The organism is Polymorphospora sp. NPDC050346, assembly GCF_040655695.1.
In the GTDB taxonomy this organism is placed as follows: domain Bacteria; phylum Actinomycetota; class Actinomycetes; order Mycobacteriales; family Micromonosporaceae; genus Polymorphospora; species Polymorphospora lycopeni.
The window spans coordinates 1-15453 of record NZ_JBFAKM010000014.1; the positions used below are offsets into that span (position 1 = coordinate 1).

Consider the following 15453-nt stretch of genomic DNA (forward strand, 5'->3'; position numbering starts at 1 on the left):
TTGTACGCCAACTGGCGGCGGATCTCCGCGAAACCAGCGTCGGCGACATGCCTGGCCAGCTTGCGGTTGGCGAGCATGCCCGAGACGTTGAGGTCTTCGACCACGACCGTGCCGACAGTGGCGGCGATGCGGGTGGTGAGCTTGTGCAGCCCGTCGCGGCGCAGGTTCGCCACCCGGGCGTGTGCCCGGCCGAGCCGGCCTGCCGCACGTTCCCACCGCTTCGACGCACGTCGGCCGGCGCGCCGGTCCGGGCCAATCTTGCGGGACAGCGCCCGGCCGAGCGTCCGCATCCGCCGCTGCGCGGTCACCAGGTGGCGAGGACTGTCGACCAGCTCCCCGGTGGACAGCACCGCGAGGTGCCTGATACCGACGTCCACGCCGACCACGGTGCCCGGCCGGACCGGAGTACGGGCGGTGCGCTCGACCTCGACGGTGAACGACACGTGCCAGCGTCCGCCGTCACGACGCACGGTCGCGGACATGATCCGCGCCGTGCCCACCTCGAGGCGGCGGGCCAGTTTGCGGGCAGACTCGTGCAGCTTCAACCGGCCCAGCCGGGGCAGCACCACATGCATCCGATCGGCCTCGACCCGGATCGCCCCGGTGGTGAACCGCACAGACGGTGTGGTGCGCCGACGGGACGCGAACCGGGGAAAGCCCACCGGCCGGCCGGCTCGCTTACCCGACCGGGAGTCGGCCCAGCTCTTCAAGCCGCGAGCGAGTGCGTCGAGGCCGGTGTTGAACGCCTCCTTGGACACCTCGGACCACCACGGCGCCACCTCGGGCTTCGCCGCGTTCCACGCCCGCCGCAACGCCGGGAGCGTCCACGACACCGTGGGGGTCAGTAGCTCGTCGGGAACACCGTAGGTGCGTTCGGCCGCGCGCTGATCCATGACGGCCTTCACCCGGGCGAGAGCCCAGTTACGGGCGACCCGAGCCGCACCGGCATGCGCGTACACGTCACGTTCCTGCGTGGCGGTCAGGTCGAGGGCGAACCGGTACGCCTGGACCGTCTTCACCCCGGGTCCCCGGTGACCGCCTCGACCGCGCGGCGGACACGGTCCGCGGCGGCACGGCGGCCGTACAGGCGGACGCACAACGATGTCAGGATCTCGGTGACGTCGCCGACCAGGTCGTCATCGACCCCGGCCGGATCGACCACCAGCAGTCGGCGCCCCTGCGCGGCCAGGGCAGCTTCCACGTACTCGGCACCGAACCGGGCGAACCGGTCCCGGTGCTCGACCACAACAGTCGTCACCCGCGGGTCGCGCAGCAGCGCCAGGAACTCCTTGCGGTGCCCGTCCAGCGCGGAACCGACCTCGGTCACCACACGGTCCACCGCGAGGTGCTGTCCGGTGGCCCAGATGACGACCCGCGCGACCTGCCGGTCCAGGTCAGGTTTCTGGTCGGCCGACGACACCCTGGCGTACACCACCGTCTGCCCGGCCCCCGCGGTCACGCCGGTCAACGGTTCACCAACCATGATCAGCCGACCCAGCCGGTATGCGGGAACAGGCAGCGTGCCGGACTCGTACCGCCGTCGCGCGGTCGCATACGAGATACCGGTGGCCGCCGCCCACTCCTTCAGATTCACCACGTGAACTATAGCGGGCTAGTGATCACTACTGACGATCGAATGGCCATCAGTTGTCATCCCCTGGTCGCGCTGGTCGAGTTGCATCCAGCGGGCTGGCTCGGCCAGCGCCTCGAAACCCAGCTTGGCGTAGACCCCGTGGGCGTCGGCGGTGGCCAGCAGGATCCGGCGTACGCCCCGGGCGGCGAGCTCGTCACGAGCCGTCGAAACCAGCCACGTACCGAGGCCATGCCCGCGTTCGGCGCGGTCGACGAACACGTCGCACAGCCAGGCGAAGGTGGCGCCGTCGGTCACCACCCGGGCGAACGCGACCTGGGTCCCGTCGGTCGTCCGGTAGGCGGCGAAAACCGTCGATCCCATGATCGAGCGGGCGACCAGGGCCCGGGATCGGCCCTTGGCCCAGTAGGACTCGGTGGACAGCCACCGGTGGACCCGGTCGATGTCGATCCGGCGGGGGTCGTCGGAAAGCTCGTAACCATCGCCCCGGGTGATCGTCAGCACGCCCCGACGCTAGTCGTCACCGGGCGGGCCGGCGCGAGCCGATTACCGGATTGTGGCCCCGGTCGCGGTCCCCGCCGGCCGTCGCATCACCGGCGCTGGTCGTAGGTCAGTCGCGGTCCAGGATCAGCCCGAGGACCCAGGTGACCACGCCGACGAGGAGCGCGCCGAGCACGGCCGAGGGCCAGAACCCGTCGACGTGGAACGGCAGCCCCAGTTGGCCGGCGATCCAACTGGTGAACAGGAAGAGCAACCCGTTCACCACGAGTGCGATGAGGCCGAGGGTGAGCAGGTAGAAGGCGCAGCCCACGGTCTTGATGACCGGTTGCAGGACGGCGTTGACCAGGCCGAAGATGACCGAGACCAGCAGCAGTGCACCCACCGCCTCGCCGATCGACTCGGTGTAGAGATGGATGCCGGGGATCAGCAGCGTGGCGAGCCAGAAGGCCAGGGCGGTGCTGGCCAGCCGGATCACGATGCCTTTCAGGAGAGACATGCGCAGGATCGTGCCACGTCGTCGATCTTTGTCGGGATCCGCGTCCGGTCGATCCCGCCAGGTCGCGGGTTCACCGCCCGGCCGGCGGGCCGATCAGATCGGCCTCGACCGGGTCCCGTGACAGCGGCCCGGCTTCGGCCGGGCGCGGCCCGCCGGCCGGAATCGATGACAGCAGCCCGGTTTCGATCGAGGTCGGGGACAGCAGCGCCCAACGCAGCCGGTTCCGGCTGACGACCCCGATCATGTCGGCCCGGATCCGGGGCAGCCAGTCCGCCGACGTACCCAGGCCCAGCGTTGATCCGACCAGGGCTGCCCCGTCCGGCGGTAGCCGTTGGAGCAGGACGAGATCGGCGCCGGCCAGCGTGCCGGCGTCCGCTGCGGCGACCTCGTCGCGGACCACCAGGCTGGTCGTCCACGGTCCGTTCACCGCCGCGGCGTCGACCGGACCGCTGTCGACCACGACCAGGACCGGGCGCAGCGGTGCCGCCGGTGGGCCGGTGACCGGCTGCCCCGGCGCGACCAGCGTCAGCAGCCCGTCGCGGGCGCCCACCCCGCGTACGAACGGTTCCCACGTCCCGGGCCGGTCGGTCCGCACGACGACCCGGACGCCCAGCGCCAGCACGCGCAGGGTGATCAGTTGTGCCACGGTGACCCCGCCGACCAGCATCGCCAGGGTCGGTTCGGCCCGGAAGACGCGGACGACCAGCGGGGCACCGTGACGGTCCGCACCCAGCACCAGCCCGGCGCCGCCAACCGGTGGGGCGAGGGCGGCGAGGACGGCGGATGCCACCGGTGCACCGGGCCGGCCCGGGCCGAAGCCGCCCAGTGGCAGCGTCGCGGCGAATCCCGGCAGCTGCTCGCCGTCGAGCCGGTCGGCCCGTGCCCCGGCGGCGGCGAGCAGTTGGTGCAGCAGCCGGGCCGCCGCGGACAGTTCGGTGGCGGAGCTCGCGGCGAGCCGTACGGCAAGCTCGGCCGGGACCGTGTCGGAGCCGGCGGTGGGGCGCGGCCCGGCGGCGACCGAGACGGTGGTCGCCGCCACCGGCAGGCCCAGCAGGGCGGGCACCAGCCGGCGGGTGGCCGGTTCGTCCGGGGCGGGCCAGCGGCGCAGCCGGAACGTCGCCTGCACCAGCCCACCGGTCGACACCGCCGGCCAGGTCTCGTGTGCCGGTGCGGTGCCGTCGAGGTGGGCCAGTTCGGCGAGTACGCGGGGCACCGCCTCGGCGGGCAGCGGCCGGGCCGGCGTCGGGGCGAGCCGCCGCCGGAGCCGGCGGATCTGGCTGGACAGGGTGCGCCGCAGGTCGTCGTCGGACCAGCCCGCGGTGCGCGGCACCCGGATCGCGAGGACCGTCCGCGCCGCGCCGGGCACCCGACCGCCGGTGAGTCGCCGGTAGGACGCCGCCGGCCCGTCCGGTCCGGCCCCTGCCGGCGGTGACACGGTGACCAGCACCTGGATCCGGACCGGCGGGGCGTCGCCGCCGGCCGGCGGCAACAGGGTCACCAGGTCGGGCACCGGCCGGGGCGGAGTGGCGAGCAGGGATGCCGGATCCTCCAGGACGAGGACGGCGGTGAGCCCGACGGTGTCGGCGACGAGCCCGATGCGGTCGCCGTCGAGGTCGGTGGCGATCACTTGGGCCCCTGGGGCGACCAGCCCCAGCAGGTCGCCCGGCCGGGGCGGGCTGCCGGTGGCGTGCCCCCGGGTCGCGTAGCGGGCGGCGACCAGGAGCCATTCGTACGCCCAGCGGCCGTCGACCCGTATCCAGGCGACGAGGGTGAGTGCGGCGCCGGCCAGCACGGCACCGGTGAGCGCGACCGGGCCGCTCCCCGCCGCGGCGACGGCCAAGGCGATTGCCGCCTGCACCGCGACCACCTGCCCGGCCCGTACGCCCAGCCGGTGCCCCCGGCCGGCGGGTGCGCGGACCGGCCCGGCCGGGGGCCCGCCGCCCGCGACGGTCATGGTCACCGCGATGGCCTCCCGTGCGTCGGATCCGTGACCCGCACTCCGATGTGGACGGGGGCGGTCGGTAGTGGCTTGGTGGCCTATCGTATTGGCCGGACCGAGCGGGAGGGGGCCCGATGCCGTCGCGGCAGGACCAGCTGCACTCGCACCAGTTCGCGGTCCAGCGGGTCGTTGCGGCGCTCGTCATGCGGGAGACCGATCCGGCACAGTCGCCGTTCCGGCGGGTCGCCGGCGCGACGCTGGCCAGTGTCCTCATCGCACTGATCGCGCTGGGCGGGATGGCCGTGTACGGCGTGCTCGCCGGCGGGAGCGGCGCCAACTGGCGCGATCCGGCCGCGGTGATCGTGGAGAAGGAATCCGGCGCCCGCTACGTCTTCCGCGAGGAGCGGCTGCACCTGGTCCTCAACTACGCCTCCGCACTGCTCATCGTCGGCTCGGCCGAGCCGAAGACGGTCCTCGTCTCGCGCCGGTCGATCGAGGGAGTGCCGCGCGGGACACCACTTGGTATCGCCGGCGCCCCGGATTCGCTGCCCGCCGCCGACCGGCTGTCGGCGGCGCCATGGACCGTCTGCTCGACGCCGACCGGTGCGGACGGGGGACGGGTGGCCCGGTCGACGCTGCTGGTCGGGGCCGAACCGGCGGACGGTGTGCCGCTGGAGGAGCGTGCGGTGCTCGGCCGGCACCCGGACGGTTCGCTGCACCTGGTCCGGCGCGACCGGCGGCACCTCGTGCGTGACGAGACGCTGGTGCTGACCGCCCTCGGCTGGGCCGGCGTCCGACCCGTACCCCTGGCGCCGGCCCTGCTCAACGCCCTGCCGGTCGGGGCGGACCTCGGGCGCATCCGGATCGTCGATCATGGACAGTCGGCCGGTGAGGTGCCCGGCGCCCGAATCGGCGAGGTGTTCGTGATCGCCAGCCAGGACGGTGGCCGGCAGTACGCGGTCGCCGGCCGCGGCGGCCTCGCCGGCATCACCCAGGTTCAGGCCGACCTGCTGCTCACCGCCTCCGGTCAGAACCGGCCGACCGAACTGTCCCAGGGACGGTTCGCCAGCCTTCCGCGGATTCCCGACCTGGTGCCCACCGGCGACGCGGCGCCACCGGCCACCACGCCCCGGTTGGCTGACGCCGCCAGCGGCGCCGTCTGCGGCGCCGTGCGCGACGAGACCGGCGGAACCCACGTACGTGTCGGCGTCACCGCTCCGGACGTGGACGAAGCCGTACGCACCAGCGGCCGATCGGAGCGCGGGGGTGCGCTCGCCGACCACGTGCTGGTGGTGCCCGGCCGGGGCGCGGTCGTCGAGGCCACGGCGGCGCCGGGCGCGTCCGGCGGCGCGATCTCCGTTGTCACCGACCTCGGCCGCCGGCACGTCGTGTCCGGTTCGGACACTCTGGCCATGCTCGGCTTCGGCGCGGTGCGCCCGCAGCGACTGCCGGCGAATCTGGTCGCACTGGTGCCGGCCGGGGCACCGCTCGATCCCGAGGCGGCGAGCGCGGCCGCCGCGCGTTAGCGGGTCGATTCCAGGGTTATCCACAGGCCAGCGGTGAGGGGTACCGCCTCCGCTTCCGTCCGGCTACCGTCAGCGACGAACCGATTCGGCCGCGCCGGTCCACTCTGGATCGCGCGGGACGTGCTGGATGTTCGGGAACGGGGGAAACGGGTGACGCAGACACAGGCAGAGGCCGCGGTGATGCGACAGACCGCGGACAGGTTCGAGCAGGTCGAGGAGTCGCTGCGCAGCATGCTCAACGGGCTGAAGGCAGACCTGGAGGTGCTGCAGACCGCCTGGCAGGGTGCCGGCGGACGCTCCTTCGAGCAGGTCAAGCAGCAGTGGGCGCAGAACCAGGATGCCCTCCAGCGGGCCCTGCGGGAGACCGCCGCCGGCGTCCGCACCGCGGGCCAGCGATACGAGGCCGCCGACGCCGAGGCGGCGGGCCGGATCGCCAACACCAACCGCGGCCTGACCCTGCCGCTCTGACCGGAGGTAGCCCCGATGCGCAACGATGACGTGCTGGTGGTCAGGTTCGGCCAGATGCAGCAGGCCAGCGCCGACATCCAGAAGGCGCTCAACACCCTGGGCGCACAACTCGACCAGCTCGAACGTGACGCCGCTCCGCTGGTCGCCAAGTGGGACGGCGAGGCGAGCCAGGCCTACCGGATACGCCAGGACCGGTGGCGGGCGTCGTCCGCGGAACTGCAGGCGATGCTCAGGGAGATCAAGGTGGCCCTGGACGACTCCGCCGCCGACTACCTGGCCACCGATCGTCGAGCGGCCGAACTCTTCAGCTAGCCGCTGGCCCGGTCCGCCCGCCGGCTCCGGTGGGCGGACCGTCGGCTCCGGTGGGTGGCCGGGCCGGTCAGGTGGGTGGCCGGGCCGGTCAGGATGAAGGTCGGTCAGGAGGGTGGTCCGGCCGGGCGCCAGCGCCGCCGGAGGCCCCGGGGCAGCACCACCGACAACAGCACCGCCGTGATCGCCACCGCCGCGCCCGCCCCGGCGAACAGCACCGCCCGGTCCCGGGCCCGGTCGCGCCGCTCCCGCTGCCCGGCGGTAGCCGGATCCACCACGGACCCCGGCAGAGCGGCCGGGGACTGCTCCCACGCGACCGCGCCGGTCTCGGTGACCGCACGGTGGGGGTTGACGACTCCGGCCCCGTAGCCGTCGGTGCCGCCGGCCGGTGCCGGGTCGGCCGTGGCGACGATCCGCGCGGCCACCTCGGCCGCCGACAGGTCCGGCCGGTACTCCCGAACTAATGCGGCGGTGGCTGCGACGAACGGTGCGGCGTAGCTCGTGCCGTCCTGCCGCCGGTGGCCGCGTTCCGGCGCTGCGGCGAGCACCCCGGCGCCCGGCGCGACCACGTCGACGTAGGCGCCGGTCTGGGAGAACGGGGCACGGCTCCCGTCGGCCGCGATCGCGCCCACCCCGAGCACCCCGTCATAGGCGGCCGGATAGGGGAGCGGGTCACCGTCGTCGTGCAGGTTGCCGGCGGCGGCGACCAGCACCACGTCCCGGGCGGCCGCGTAGGCGACCGCGGCGCGTACGGCGGGATCGTCGCGGTAGAGCACGACGGACAGGTTCAGCACGTCGGCACCACGATCCGTGGCCCACCGGATGGCGGCGGCGAACTGCCCGCCGTCGACCGTGCGACCCGACTCCTCACCGTGGACGATCTGCTGCTCGCTGATGCGTACCGGCAGGATCGCCGCACCGGGAGCCAGACCGCGAAACGGTGTGCCGCCGTGGGCGGCGGCCGCGATGATGCTGGCGACGGCCGTTCCGTGCCCCACGCAGTCGCGTCCGCCGTCACCGCCGGCGTCGAGTCGGTCGACGCCGCGCAGTACCCGGTCCGCGAGCTGCGGATGATCGCGATCGACGCCGGAGTCGATGACCGCGACGATCACACCCGCTCCGGTGGCCAGCGGCGCGAGGCGTTCGTGCCCGAATCGCTGTTGTGCCCACGGCACCTCCGTCGCCACCGGGCCGGCGGTCGGCGGGGCGGTGCAGGCCGGTGCCGCGACCGCGGCCGGTGGCGGCGCGGCGATGAGTACGAGGGCCGCCCCGACGGCCGTGCCGGTCAGTGCGAATCGGGCTGTGCGGCCGGGCATGACAAGACCTTTCGATTCGTGTCGGGTCCGGCACCGGATGTTATCGACGGACCCTCGACCGTGGTATCCGTCGCAGGCCATGCATCCTGATCTTGTTCCTACCTTGTAGGTTGTACGCGATGCCTGTGGCCTCTTCGCTGGAAGGGAGGTGGCCGTGACCGAATGGGAGCCGGCCACCGAGGCCGAGGCCGCCATGCGGGACGCTTTGCGCGCGAATGACCAGGAGCTTTACTTCCGGATCCTCGCACGCACCGAGCTCCTGCTGCCGGTCTCCGCCGACGCACTGGCCGGCCGTACGACGATGGGGTGGGGCACCTGGAGCACGGGTGGACGGACCCACGTCCTCGCCTTCTCCTCCAGTGACGCACTCCAGGCGTGCCTGGCCGACAACGCGAGTTCGGCCCGCCGGGTGCCTTACCACGAGTTGGCCAAGAACTGGCCCAATCTTGAATGGTGGCTGGCCGTAAACCCCGGCCTGCCGATCGAGGGATACCTCCCGGCCTGGTTCGTCTCTCAACTGGCGAGGGGCGACGTCCGGTTGCCGGGCCGCACCATCGGCGCCCGGTCCCGACTGGAGCGGGTGGAGCAGGCGGCGCGGGCTCGCGCCACCGCCTCCGTACCGCGTCCCGCCGACCCGGCCTCCCAGGCGCCTCCCGGCGTTTCGTCCGGCCAGCCGCCGTCCACGGCCGAGGCGCCGGTGTCGCCGCCGGGCGGCTGGCCCGGCGTGCCCAGGCCGGTGTCGGGGGTGCCGACCTCCGGCGGTCCGACGTCGGGTGTGCCGACCTCCGGTGTGCCGACGTCGGGTGTGCCGACCTCGGGCGTCCCGGTCTCCCCGGCCGCCGCCGCATCGGGGCCGGGTTCGGCCGTGGCCGGCCCGCCGACCCCTGTCTCACCTGTCCAGGTCGGACCCTCGACAGGGCAGCCTCCGGCCGTACCGTTGTCCCGACCGACCGCATCCGGGCCGGTCTCGCCCGGGTCGGTCCTTCCGGCCCCGGTTTCCGCGGCCCCAGTCTCTGCGGCACCCGTGTCACCGGCGCAGGCCGGTGCCCCGGTCTCCCCGGCTCCGGTGTCGCCGGGACCGGCGACACCGACCAGACCGGGGAGCGGTGCCCCGTCGTCATCCTTCTTCGAAAAGCCCGCCCGGCCGCCGCGCGACGGGTTCGCCAACCCGCCCCGGCCCGCGCCCCTGGGGGGTGACCGGCGTCCGGCGCCTGGCGCCTGGTCCTCGACAGCCGACAACAGCCCGTCGGCCCCCTCAGCCGGTGGCCTACCTCCCGGTGACCGCCCTTCTGGTGACCGGCCCGCATCACAGGCCGGCGACGACTGGTCGACACCCCACCAGGGCGGGCCGGTCTCCCACCCGGCGTCCACGTCGTCCGGTGGTTGGCTGCCCCAGTCGGAGCAGCAGGGAGTCGACACCGGACCCGGATCCGTCCTCTCCGGACGGCCGGCCGGAGGCGACACCGCCGCCCCGGAGGCACCGGGCGCCACCCCGCAGGCGCACGCCAGCCGGCCGGCGGCCGGCGGCTGGCTGCCCCAGACCACATCGGAGCCTGCCACCGCACGGCCGGCGGCCGAACCGGCGTCGGCCGGCTGGCTCACCGACCGGGCGGCGACCGTCGAACGTCCGAGCGTGCCGGCCAGCTCGGGGACCGGTGCGAACCCCACCCCCTGGGACGCTGCCGAAGCCGCGTCCGGCGCCGCCAGCGCCACCGAGACGACCGGGAACGCCGCCGCGCCGGCGTCGGGAACCATCACGACCGGGACGGGCACCGGGTTCCCTACCGGTAACGAAACCCCCACCGATGCCTTTGCCGCCCGGCGGTGGGACGACACCGCGCCGGCCGGCCCAGCCACGCCCGGGCCCGAGCGGCAGTCCGATCCGCCGCGACCCCAGCCGTCGGCGGTCGCGCCGGAGCCCGAACCCGCCCCACCCGTGGTCGACCCTGCCCTCCGGGACTTCGTCGCGGCCAACTCCGTCGAGGAGAGCCTGGCCGAGGCCGCCCGAGCCGGAAACACCGACTCGTTCCTGTCGACCCTCCTGCTCGCGAAGGTGCTCCTGCCCACCGCGCCCGGCTCGGCCGCCGGATCGAAGCCGGGCCAGGACGGCTTCACCTGGCACACCGAAAGCCTCGACGACGAGGACTACATCGTCGTCTTCACATCCCCGGAGCGTCTGGCCGAGCACTCCACCGATCCGATCGAGACGGTGGAGGTCAAGTTCATCCAGCTCATCCGGCGTTGGCCGGACGATGCCTGGTCGTTCGCGGTCAACCTGGGATCGCCGATCGGGGCCAAGCTGCCCGGTGCCCAGATCATCGCTCTCGCGAGCTGGGCGGCCGACGTCGGACTCGGCACCGACGAGGGCGAGCCGACCGAGGTGCCGGCGGCCGAGGAATCCGCGCCCCGTTCGACGTACGCGCCGGCACGGCAGGATCCCGGCAGCCCGACGATGATGCAGAAGACGATCGCCCCGAGCCAGGTCGCCTACTACCTCGACCGAGGCTACGACCGGGTCTCCGGCTTCGTGCACCGGGCGAACGAGATCGCCCACCTGACGTCGCCGGCCCGGCTGCACGCCGCGCTCGGGCTCGGCTATCAGGGATCGCCGTTCACCCGGGACATGGACGAGGTCTACGTGCTGCGGTGGCCGGCCTATCGGCCGAGCCTCTACCGCATCCCGTACGGCGGGCAGACGGAGTCGGCCATGCGGGCGATGGAGGGCTGGGTCATCGAGCGTGCCCCCTTCCGGGGCAACGGGTTCGCCCCGGGCGAGAGCAGCGACGTGATCGCCGAGTTCAAGGTGGACAGCATCCGCCTTCCACACGGTGCACAGATCTGGCGGATCGGCGCCGACGACGGCGAGACCCTGGTCGCGACCCTGGACAGTGACGCCCCTGCCTGGAAGAAGACCGGGGAGAGCTGATGCGTGACGGTTACGTCGCCCGCTGGGAGGGCCGGGAATACGAGGCCAGCCCCGACGGCGACCGGGTCCGGATCTACCAGCCCGAGGCCGGCGACGGCTTCGAAGAGGTGCGCCCGGGACGCTTCGTACGCGTCGTGCCGGCCTCGGAGGTCGAGGATCTCGCATACGTACGCACCACCTGCGAGTGGAAGGGACAGCCGTTCATCGTGCTGGCCCAGCACGACAGTTGGCTGCGGGTCGAATACACCGGCGGACGCTCACCGGTCGCCGAGTCGATGGGGCTGGAAGCCTTCGATTTCGGCGTGTATCAGGGCTGGGCGCCGGCCAACGAAGTCGTCGAACTACGCGAATACCGGGCCTGACCACGCCGGTCGGGCGGTGCCCTTACCCGGCCGCCGTGTGTGGTGCCTCGGTGTAGCGGCGTGGGCGCCACCAGGACCGTCGGGTCAGCGTCGCGCGTATGGCCGCGACCAGCAGATCCGGCCGCCGGTAGAGGTCGTCGTCGCTGACGTAGCGGATGGTCCAGCCCTGCCTGGTGAGCCAGTCGTGTCGACGCGGGTCGAGCCGTGAACCCCGGCGGTCCAGGTGCGCGATGCCGTCGTATTCGATCCCGACCCGCTGCCGCTGGTAGCCGAGATCCGTCCGGTGCCGTTCCACGCCCCACTCGTCGGAGACGCCCAGTCGTGGGGTGGGTGCCGGCAGCCGGCCGTCGTGCAGCACGAGCCGCAGGTGGGTCTCCTGCCGGCACTCGGCCAGCGGGCTGGCGATGGCCGCCAGCTCCCGGGCCTGCCGGATGCCGCGCAGCCGGTCGTGCCGGAGGAGTTCGGCCCCCAGCGTCTCGGCGGTGACCGCCCCGGACCGCAGCGCCGCGTCGAGTACGGCGAGCGCGTCCGGACGGGGCAGGGTGCGGGCAAGGTCGACGGCTGTCCGGGGCGCCGGCAGGCAGGGCAGCCCGCAGACCTCGGTCAGGTCGCCGAACGGCAGCTTCGACTCGTGTGCCGTGACACCACGCCGTTGCGGCACGGGGGTGCCGCTGGGGACGGCGACGTGGACGGCGTGGACCGGCACCACGCCGAACCCGTGCAGCTGGGCGGCGGTGTGGTACGCCACCACGGCGGCCGGCGGCGCCACCCGCAGCGTGCCCCGTACGACGTCGAGAAGGTCGGGCCGGGCCTGCGGATCCGGTCGGGCCTGATGCAGGTGCCCTGTGCTCGTTGTCCACCGGACGGCCGCCGGCCGTGGCAGTGACCGTGCCGGGTGGGGACGGTGCTCGGCGCGCAGGAGGCGGGGCAGTGCGGCGGCGGCGTCGTAGAGGTCGGTCATGCCGTGACGATCGCGCCTGTCGGGTGTTCTGGGAAGCCCGATCCCGCTCGCCTGTGGATAACCACCTGCCCTGTGGACAACGCCCAGATCGCCGCCCGGTGTGCTAAGGCGGCCGGCAGCCTCTCAGGACTTGACCCAGCGCAGGACCTCGCCGAGCACCAGGTCGGGGGACTCGACATGCGGGAAGTGCCCGACCCCGTCCAGCAGGCGCCACTCGTAGGGTGCGATGACGTACCGGCCGGAGCCCTGCGCGGTGCGGGGCAGCGACGCCGTGTCGAGTGCACCGTGCAGTTGCAGCGTCGGGGTCACCAGCGGCTTCTGCATCAGCCGCACGAACCGGTAGCCGTGCAGCCGCAGCACCGAACGGAAGGCCCACCGGTAACCCTCCAGGGCGCAGAACGACGCCTGCGGGATGCGGATCGCCTCCCTGCACCGGTCGGCGTACGCCTCGAACGACGGGCCGTTCACCCAGTCCGGACCACCCCAGTCCCGCAGGAACCCGCGCACCATCGCGGCGTTGTTCCTGGTCAGCACGTGCTCGTAGCGAGGGATCTGGAACCGCAGCGTCGGCGTGGCCGCCGCGAACTGGCCCCGGGGGTCGGCGAAGATGGCCGCCCGCAGGCGCAGCGGATGCGGTGCACCGAGCACCACCAGGCGGTGCACCATCTTCGGGTGGAAGCTCGCCGCCGTCCAGCCCACCATGCCACCGAACCCGGCACCGACGATGCTCGCCCGACGCTCGCCCAGCGCCCGGATCAGGCCGGTGACGTCGGCCGCCATCGTGTAGCCGTCGTATCCCCGGGGCGGCTTGTCGCTGGCGCCGTACCCGCGCAGATCGACCGCGACCGCCCGGAATCCCGCATCGGCCACTGCGGGCAACAGGTGGTGCCAGGCGTACCAGAACTCCGGAAAGCCATGCAGAAAGAGGACGAGAGGTCCGGTGCCGGCCTCGACCACGTGAAACCGGGTGCCGTTGGCGCCGATGAACCGATGGGTCCACGGACCATCGTCCAACACACACGACTCGTCGACGGCCGGGATCATGCCGGCCCGCCGCTCAAGCTCGCTCACGGTGCTTCCTCGCTTCGCTCGGCCCCACCGTGTTCTCGACTGAGCCCGATGGTTCGCTCGCTACGCTCGCTCACGGCGCCAGCCTAGGGCCTGATCAGCGGGTTACGTTCGATCGCGGCCCGGCTCGGCGAATACGGGTTCTCCCCGGCGGCCGGCGGCGGTTACGGTGCTCGAATGACCGTCGACCCCGCCACGACGTACGCAGACCTTCCGGTGCCGGTCGTCAGCGTCCAGGGCACGCCCGCCGAGTGTGGTGCCGCCTACGGGCGGGCCGCCCGTGCGCTCGTCGCCGCCAACCTCGACCTCTACCTGCGCCGGTTCCGTGAGCAGGCCGGTCTCGACGCCGCCGCGGTTCGTGTCGCCGGTGCCGGGTTCCGGCGTACGACGCTCGACCACCACCCGCGGGTCGCCGAGATGCTCGACGGCGTCGCCGAGGGGGCGGGCGCCTCGGTCGAGGAGATCTACGCGCTGAACGCGCGTACCGAACTGATCTACGGCGTACGCCCCGACGGCGGTGACGGAGGCTGCACCGCGGTTGGTGTGCTGGGTACGCACACCGCCACCGGAAGCCTGCTGATCGGGCAGAACTGGGACTGGCACCCGGCCCAGCGGGAGGCCACGGTGCTGCTGGCGACCCGGGACGAGCGGGGCCACGCGGTCGTGACGCTGGCCGAGGCGGGCATGCTGGCGAAGGCCGGGCTCAATTCGGCCGGCGTGGGGGTCTGCATCAACATGCTGGGCTGCGACCGTGACGGGCTGCCCCGTGGCGGCGGAGCACCCGGTGTGCCCTACCACGTGCTGCTCCGTTCGGTGCTGGAGGCCGACAGTCTGGCCTGGGCGTTGCGGGCGGCCTGCCGTAGCCCGCGCAACGCCTCCATCAACATGGTGCTCGGCCAGGCCGGTGACCACGGCGGTGAACTGATCGACCTGGAACTCGCACCGGGCGAGGCGGGCTGGCTGCATCCGGTGGACGGCCTGGTGACCCACGCCAACCACTTCGAGACCGGGCTGCCGGTCTTCGACACGATCAAGGAGTGGGGCGGCTCGTCGTTGTTCCGGTCGGCGCGGGCCCGGCGCCTGCTCGCCGACGCGGCGGCTACTCGAAAGGTGGGCGCCGACGACCTGATCGGGGTCTTCCGCGACCACGCGAGTTTTCCGCTGGGCATCTGCCGGCACGTCGACGAGCGGGACGCGCCGCTCGACCGCTCGGAGACGGTCTATTCGGTGCTGCTCGACCTCGACGGGCGGCGGTTCGGGCTGGCGGCCGGGCCGCCGTGCGGGCACGACTACACCTGGCTCGACCTGGCCGCGCTGCTGCCGGCGGACTGACGGCGGCTGCCGGCCGGGCGCGGGTTCAGCGCACCGGCATCACTTCGACGATGCTGTGGTGCTCGCCGGGACCGCAGTTGATCCGGAGCAGGAGCGGTTCGACCTTGACCCGGACGAACGTGCCCTCCTGCAACCGGACACCTTCGGAGCTGTGCAGGGCGTACAGCTTGCCGTCGTCGTTCTGCACCCCGAAGCACGGTCCGTTGCCGCCGCGGACGACCAGGCCGGTGACGATCGAGTCCGGTAGTTGGTCGGTCGGTTTCTGCGGTGGCCCGCTCGGCGGCCGCAGCGTCGGGAGGTCGGTGCTGGACAGCGGTGGTGGGCTGGTCCGGCCGGAGGGTGCGACGCCGGACGGAGAGCCTTCCGGTGTCGGTTCGGGCGACGGCGGTGACGCCGCGGCCGCCGGGGGCGGCGACTGATCGGTCACGGAGCCTCCGTCCGGATCGTTCGCGCAACCTGCCGCCACCAGCGCGAACAGGGTCAGTCCAGCGGCGAGCGGGGCAGCGGTGCGACGCATCGTGGACACACTACTTGGACTCGGCGGACCGCCGTAGGGTTCCCGGTCGGGCCGGCGCGGAAAACGGGGGCGGGGGGGGCGGGGCGGGGGGCTGCGGGCGGGGCGCGGCGGGGGGCGGGGGGGGGGGGGGTGGGGGGTATA

At 73.3% G+C, this 15453-nt stretch carries 15 protein-coding genes; 6 read left to right on the top strand and 9 right to left on the bottom strand.

The features are described from left to right. From tnpB to eccE, 5 genes are all read right to left on the bottom strand, one after another. Positions 1-1019, bottom strand: a 1019-nt coding sequence (gene tnpB, locus AB0I42_RS16470; protein WP_357538161.1) for an IS607 family element RNA-guided endonuclease TnpB, incomplete at its 3' end; no start/stop codon positions are given. Continuing rightward, positions 1016-1594, bottom strand: coding sequence for an IS607 family transposase (locus AB0I42_RS16475; RefSeq protein ID WP_357538163.1), 579 nt, complete (start codon positions 1592-1594; stop codon positions 1016-1018). The genes tnpB and AB0I42_RS16475, both read right to left, overlap by 4 nt. An 18-nt stretch (positions 1595-1612) precedes the next feature. Continuing rightward, positions 1613-2095, bottom strand: coding sequence for a GNAT family N-acetyltransferase (locus AB0I42_RS16480; RefSeq protein WP_357538165.1), 483 nt, complete (start codon positions 2093-2095; stop codon positions 1613-1615). 106 nt (positions 2096-2201) lie between these two features. Next, on the bottom strand, positions 2202-2588 hold the full coding sequence (locus tag AB0I42_RS16485; RefSeq protein ID WP_357538167.1) for a phage holin family protein: 387 nt from the start codon (positions 2586-2588) through the stop codon (positions 2202-2204). Between the two features lie 70 nt (positions 2589-2658). After that, complete coding sequence (gene eccE / locus AB0I42_RS16490; RefSeq protein ID WP_357538467.1) at positions 2659-4542, bottom strand: type VII secretion protein EccE; 1884 nt, start codon at positions 4540-4542, stop codon at positions 2659-2661. 119 nt (positions 4543-4661) lie between these two features. Here eccE and eccB point away from each other — a divergent pair, with 119 nt between their 5' ends. The 3 genes from eccB (at position 4662) to AB0I42_RS16505 (ending at position 6833) form a co-directional block, all read left to right on the top strand. Beyond that, positions 4662-6053 (top strand): type VII secretion protein EccB, encoded by a 1392-nt coding sequence (eccB, locus tag AB0I42_RS16495; RefSeq protein WP_357538169.1) that lies wholly within the window; start codon positions 4662-4664, stop codon positions 6051-6053. 150 nt (positions 6054-6203) lie between these two features. Beyond that, entirely contained in the window at positions 6204-6521 is a 318-nt protein-coding gene (locus AB0I42_RS16500) for a WXG100 family type VII secretion target (RefSeq protein ID WP_357538170.1), read from the top strand. 15 nt (positions 6522-6536) lie between these two features. Further along, positions 6537-6833 (top strand): WXG100 family type VII secretion target, encoded by a 297-nt coding sequence (locus AB0I42_RS16505; RefSeq protein ID WP_357538172.1) that lies wholly within the window; start codon positions 6537-6539, stop codon positions 6831-6833. Positions 6834-6937: 104 nt separating this feature from the next. On the opposite strand, the gene mycP is transcribed toward AB0I42_RS16505, so the two are convergent. Then, positions 6938-8146: a type VII secretion-associated serine protease mycosin gene (gene mycP / locus AB0I42_RS16510; RefSeq protein WP_357538174.1), complete on the bottom strand. Its 1209-nt coding sequence runs from the start codon at positions 8144-8146 to the stop codon at positions 6938-6940. Positions 8147-8300: 154 nt separating this feature from the next. Between mycP and AB0I42_RS16515 the strand changes: the two genes are divergently transcribed. Next, positions 8301-11072, top strand: coding sequence for an SseB family protein (locus tag AB0I42_RS16515; RefSeq protein ID WP_357538175.1), 2772 nt, complete (start codon positions 8301-8303; stop codon positions 11070-11072). Continuing rightward, the gene (locus AB0I42_RS16520) at positions 11069-11434 is read left to right on the top strand and encodes a hypothetical protein (RefSeq protein ID WP_357538469.1); all 366 of its coding nucleotides are present in this window, start codon (positions 11069-11071) and stop codon (positions 11432-11434) included. Before AB0I42_RS16515 ends, AB0I42_RS16520 begins: the two co-directional genes overlap by 4 nt. 22 nt (positions 11435-11456) lie before the next feature. Here AB0I42_RS16520 and AB0I42_RS16525 read toward each other — a convergent pair whose 3' ends face one another. Both AB0I42_RS16525 and AB0I42_RS16530 read right to left on the bottom strand, forming a co-directional pair. Next, positions 11457-12395: a DUF559 domain-containing protein gene (locus AB0I42_RS16525; protein ID WP_357538176.1), complete on the bottom strand. Its 939-nt coding sequence runs from the start codon at positions 12393-12395 to the stop codon at positions 11457-11459. Between the two features lie 123 nt (positions 12396-12518). Then, positions 12519-13439, bottom strand: a complete 921-nt coding sequence (locus AB0I42_RS16530) for an alpha/beta hydrolase (RefSeq protein ID WP_357538471.1) — start codon at positions 13437-13439, stop codon at positions 12519-12521. 201 nt (positions 13440-13640) lie between these two features. Between AB0I42_RS16530 and AB0I42_RS16535 the strand changes: the two genes are divergently transcribed. After that, on the top strand, positions 13641-14795 hold the full coding sequence (locus tag AB0I42_RS16535) for a C45 family peptidase (protein WP_357538177.1): 1155 nt from the start codon (positions 13641-13643) through the stop codon (positions 14793-14795). A gap of 25 nt (positions 14796-14820) precedes the next feature. Here the strand turns inward: AB0I42_RS16535 and AB0I42_RS16540 are convergent, their stop codons facing one another. Next, a complete protein-coding gene (locus tag AB0I42_RS16540) occupies positions 14821-15312 on the bottom strand; it encodes a hypothetical protein (protein WP_357538179.1) in 492 nt (163 codons plus the stop codon). Positions 15313-15453 lie beyond the last annotated feature (141 nt).